The organism is Leisingera sp. F5, assembly GCF_001593695.1.
Genome location: NZ_LUKH01000518.1, coordinates 1 through 2,226, shown reverse-complemented (window position 1 = coordinate 2,226; position 2,226 = coordinate 1). Strand labels below are relative to the sequence as shown.

Sequence of the window (2,226 nt, the reverse complement as noted above, 5' to 3'; positions counted from 1 at the left end):
GGTATTCCAGCATCACGTTGGGGCCGCGCACGGCCAGTTCGCCCTCGGTGCCATTGGTAACCGGCTGCTGGTTTGCATCCAGGATGGCGATGCCGTTGCCATAGCCGACACCGGGGGAGCCGATCTTGCGGGTGCCTGGAGGCAGGGGATTGGACAGGATCTGCGCGGCGGTTTCCGTCAGGCCCATGGTCTCGATGATGGGGATGCCGAACCGGTCCTCAAACGCGCGCTGCACGTCCGGAGCCAGCGCTGAGGACGCGGAGCGGCCAAAGCGCAGGCGTGTCCTGGTGCTGTCGACGGGATCAAGCTCTGAGTGCAGCAGATGCGATATGATGGTCGGCACCACCGAAAACCACGTGGCCTTGGACCAGCCCGCCAGCGCCAGCGGCACTGCCAGCCACACATCCGGCCAGCGCACCCCGCCCATATTGCCCATCAGCCAGAACATGATGCCGCGGGCCTGATCGGCGTTGGCGGATTTGGCGATGATAAAAGCAGTCAGCGCGTTGAACAGCTGCGAGCCTGCAATGCCGGCCAGCACGATTTGCGCTGCCGCAGCGCGGCTGCCGCCGGCCCCGGCGGCCCGGGCCAGAACGGCAACAAAGCCAAAGGCCAGCAGCGCGCCGTTAAAGGCGCCAAAGGACAACGACAGCGCACCGCCGCCAAGCCCTGCAATGGTCACCGCAACCGCCCCGGTTGAAGCACCGGCGGAAATGCCCAGGATATAGGGATCTGCCAGCGCATTGCGCAGCAGGGCCTGTAGCACCACGCCCGCCACCGCCAGCGACGCCCCGCAGGCCCCCGCCACCAGCGCACGCGGCAGCCGGTAACTCCAGACAATGCCTTGATCTATCGGATCAACCGGCAGCCCTGCCCCGGCCAGCTTATTGGCCAGAACCGACAGCACTAGGTCAGGCGCAAGCGCGGTTTCCCCGATCATTGCGCCTGCCAGAACCGCTGCAATCAGCACCGGCAAGGCCAGGCACGCGCCCTTGACGCCCTGCCATGTGATTGCAGCGGCTGCACTCACTGGCTGGTGCCGATCACGCTGAGTTCAGCAGCCAGATCCTCCAGCGCCGGAATGGCACGGATGGTGGCATCCATCGCCTGGGCGTCCATCACAACGATGCGGTTGTTCTTGACTGCATCCATCTGGCTCGCCACCGGATCATTGCGCAGGAAGTCCAGCTTCTTTTCATAGTCATCCGCGGCAAAGCGGCGGCGGTCCATGCGGGCAATCACAATCACCGTCGGATTGGCCTTGGCGATGGTCTCCCAGCCGACCGTTGGCCATTCCTCGTCGGTCTCAACGACGTTGCGCAGGCCCAGCTGCTGCATCATGTAACCTGGCGCGCCCTTCTGGCCGGCCACAAACGGGTCGCTTTCCATTTCGGGCGACGAGAACCAGAACACGGCAGAGGCATCTTCCAGCGCGACCTGCTGCGCCTTGGCAACCGCCGCAGCCTCGCGCGCCTTGTAATCGGCAACCAGTTCGGCGCCCTTTTCAGCCTCGCCAAAGATCGCCGCCAGTTCCTCGATCCCCTGATACAGGCTGCCGGTGGTGAACATCTGCGTGCGGGTGCCGTCGCCGCCGGTGGTGTTGTCCTTGCCGACGCAATCGGCGGGCATCACATAGGTCGGAATGCCGAGGTCATGGAACTGCTCGCGCTTGGCTACGACGCCTTCGGGGCCGACGTGCCATTCGTACTGCGCTGCCACCAGACCGGGGCGTTTTGCCACGACGCTTTCAAAGCTTGGGTCGTTGTCGGCCAGACGGTCGATCTTGGCATTCATGTCTGCATATTCGGGCAGCACGTCGTTGAACCAGACCGAGGTGCCCAGCACCTTATCGCCCAGCCCCAGCGCATAAAGCACTTCGGTCGCCGCCTGGCCAACCGTTACCGAAGACGCTGCCGGCGCCTCGAAGGTGACCGACTGGCCGCAGTTTTCTATGGTCAGCGGAAAGGTTTCGCTGGCCGCCGCAGCCTGTGCGGCAGCGATGAAGGATAGGCCGATCAGGCCGGAACGCAAAAACATGATATTCGATCTCCATGTGTCAATGACCGGAGAACGGGTGAAAGGGCATTGACCGGTAAGGCTGAGGGTCTGGCCCCCGCTTGCGGCACCGGAAAACGGCGGCGCATCTTACCGGCAACCTCCCCGGACAACCCCGCCCGGTGTCTTTCGGTTTTCACCGGCAGGTCTCCTGACTGGCGGGTCAATGAC

The 2,226-nt window shown here is 64.1% G+C and carries 2 protein-coding genes; both read right to left on the bottom strand.

Annotation, left to right across the window (positions count from 1 at the left end):
- A partial coding sequence (locus tag A2I95_RS32695; protein WP_291736531.1) for an iron chelate uptake ABC transporter family permease subunit occupies positions 1-1,030 on the bottom strand: 1,030 nt, incomplete at its 3' end.
- Complete coding sequence (locus A2I95_RS32690) at positions 1,027-2,037, bottom strand: ABC transporter substrate-binding protein (RefSeq protein WP_259997745.1); 1,011 nt, start codon at positions 2,035-2,037, stop codon at positions 1,027-1,029. The genes A2I95_RS32695 and A2I95_RS32690, both read right to left, overlap by 4 nt.
- Between the last annotated feature and the right edge of the window lie 189 nt (positions 2,038-2,226).